This is a genomic window from Bradyrhizobium sp. YR681 (assembly GCF_000282615.1).
Classification (GTDB): domain Bacteria; phylum Pseudomonadota; class Alphaproteobacteria; order Rhizobiales; family Xanthobacteraceae; genus Bradyrhizobium.
Map to the genome: position 1 here is coordinate 1 of NZ_AKIY01000319.1, position 2687 is coordinate 2687.

The following is a 2687-nucleotide window of genomic DNA, read 5'->3' on the forward strand; positions in this document are numbered from 1 at the left end:
CCACCGGCAGGCCACCGCCGGTCGCCTTCCTGGTCGGTGAGTTGTCGTCATTGCCGAGCCAGACGCCGGTGACGAGGTTGGCGGTGTAGCCGATGAACCAGGCGTCGCGGTAATCCTGGCTGGTGCCGGTCTTGCCGGCCGCCGGCCAGCCGGGGATCTCGGCCTTCTTGGCGGTGCCCGATATCAGCGTCTCCCGCATCATCGCGTTCATCATGCCGACATAGCGCGGGTCGATCACCGGATTGCGCTCCTCCGGCTGGCGCATGTAGAGCAGCTTGCCACCGAGCGTCCTGATCCGCGTGACCACATGCGGCGCCACCGCGAAGCCGCCATTGGCGAAGGGCGCATAGGCGCCGACCAGCTCGACCACCGAGACTTCCGACGTGCCGAGCGCGATCGAGGCGTTGGGCTCGAGCTTCGAGGAGATGCCGAGCCGGTGCGCGGTGCGCACCACGTTCTTCGGCCCGACCTCGAGGCCGAGGCGGATCGCGACCGTGTTGAGCGACATCGCCAGCGCCTGGGTCAGCGTCACCGCGCCGAAATATTCGTGGGTGTAGTTCTCGGGCTTCCAGCCCTTGACCTCGATCGGCGCGTCCTGGCGCATGGTGTCAGGCGTCAGCCCCTGTTCGAGCGCCGTCAAGTACACGAAAGGCTTGAACGAGGAGCCCGGCTGGCGCTTTGCCGTGACCGCGCGGTTGTACTGGCTGTCGGAATAGTTCCGCCCGCCCACCATGGCGCGCACCGCGCCGTCGGGCGTCATCGCCACCAGCGCGCCCTGGCTGACATTGAACTTGACGCTCTTGGCCGCGAGCTCGTCGATGATGGCGGCTTCCGCCACGCTCTGCAGTTTCGGATCGATCGTGGTCTCGACCTTGATGCTCTCGTCGATCTGCCCGACCAGATCGTCCAGCACCTCGCCGATCCAGTCGGCGACGTAATTGAGGGTGCCGGCGCCGGCGGGTTTCACGTTGTAGGAGGGGTGCCCGATCGACGCCTGCGCCTGTGCCTCCGTGATGAACTTTGCGTCCGCCATCGCGGCGAGCACGACTTTGGCGCGCTGCTCGGCTCCTTCGGGATTGCGGTTCGGCGCAAGCCGCGAGGGTGACTTGACCAGACCGGCCAGCATCGCGGCTTCCGCCACGGTGACGTTCTTCGCCGGCTTGCCGAAATATTTCTGTGCCGCGGCCTCGACGCCGTAGGCGCCGGAGCCGAAATAGACGCGGTTGAGATAGAGCTCCAGGATCTCGTCCTTGGAGTGCTTGCGCTCCAGCCAGATCGCCAGCTCCGCCTCCTGCAGCTTGCGCTGCATGGTGCGTTCCTGGGTCAGGAACAGGTTTTTGGCGAGCTGCTGCGTCAGGGTCGAGCCGCCCTGCGACACGCCGCGATGCATGACGTTGGTGACGAGCGCGCGCAGGATGCCGACGGGGTCGATACCGAAATGAGAATAGAAGCGGCGGTCCTCGATGGCGATGAACGCCTTCGGCAAATAAGGCGGCAGATCCTTCAGCGCGACATTGGCGCCGGCCATCTCGCCGCGCTGCGCCAGCATGCTGCCGTCGATGCCGACGATCTGGATCGTCGGCGGGCGCTTGGGGATTTCCAGCGACTGGATCGGCGGCAGATGCGCGCCGACATAGATCACGAGGCCGATCACGGCGATCACGCCCCACAGGCCGAGCACCGCGCCCCAATAGACCAGGCGGCCGAGGCCGAAACTTCCGCCCGACTTCGAGCGCCGCTTGGCGCCGCTGCGGCCGGCTGGCGCCTTGCGCTCGCGCGGCGGCTCGTCGCCGGACTCCTCAGCTTTGCGCTTGGCCGGCGCCTTGGCCGATTTTTTGGGCTTGTCCTCGGCGTTGGGGATGCGATCCGCCGCCGTCAGGCGCAGATCGGCGAGCGCAGCAGGCAAGCCGAACAGCGGCTCCTTCCGCCCACCCTTTTTCTTTCCCAACCCCATACGCAAAACGCCCGGTCAGCCCGCCCCGCCGCACGCTAGCGGGCGCTGTTTAAGGCCCGGTTACCCAGACGTTAACGCGTGATTAGGAGGTACGGCATTCGCTCGCCGCAGTTCCGCTGATGGGGCCTCGGAGCTAGGATCGTCCGCATAAAGAAGAGGGAACACGCATGGGCCATATCGATCCGACCAAGGAGATCTTCGCGCAATTCCGGGAGAACGACCGCCCCGGCCCGATCCACATGCTCAACCTCGTGCGCCTGCGCAAGGAGGCGGCCTATCCGGACGGCCGCAAGGCCAGCGGGGCTGAAGCCTATGCGGCCTATGGCCGCGACAGCGGTCCGGTGTTCGAACGCCTCGGCGGCCGCATCATCTGGCAGGGCCGGTTCGAGCTGATGCTGATTGGTCCGCAGGACGAGCGCTGGGACCATTGCTTCATCGCGGAGTATCCGAGCGTGGGCGCCTTCGTCGAGATGATCCGCGACCCCGTCTACCGCGAGGCGGTGAAGCATCGGCAGGCGGGCGTGGAAGATTCGCGGCTGATCCGCCACGCGGTGCTGCCGGTGGGGAAGAATTTTGGGGAGATACCGGAGTAGATGTAGCCCAAAGCGACAATCTCTCCCCGTCGTCCTGAGGTGCGAGCTCTTGCGAGCCTCGAAGGATGCACGGCCCCGGTGCTTCCGCATGGCCACCGGCCGGGCCGTCGCCCTTCGAGGCCCGCCGAAGAGGCGGGCAC

The 2687-nt window shown here is 66.5% G+C and carries 2 protein-coding genes; one reads left to right on the top strand and one right to left on the bottom strand.

Annotation, left to right across the window (positions count from 1 at the left end; all coding sequences use genetic code 11):
* On the bottom strand, window positions 1-1954 hold a 1954-nt coding region (locus tag PMI42_RS33910; RefSeq protein WP_008143616.1), incomplete at its 3' end, for a transglycosylase domain-containing protein.
* 167 nt (window positions 1955-2121) lie between these two features.
* Here PMI42_RS33910 and PMI42_RS33915 point away from each other — a divergent pair.
* On the top strand, window positions 2122-2547 hold the full coding sequence (locus PMI42_RS33915) for a DUF1330 domain-containing protein (RefSeq protein ID WP_008143618.1): 426 nt from the start codon (window positions 2122-2124) through the stop codon (window positions 2545-2547).
* The last annotated feature ends 140 nt before the right edge of the window (window positions 2548-2687 follow it).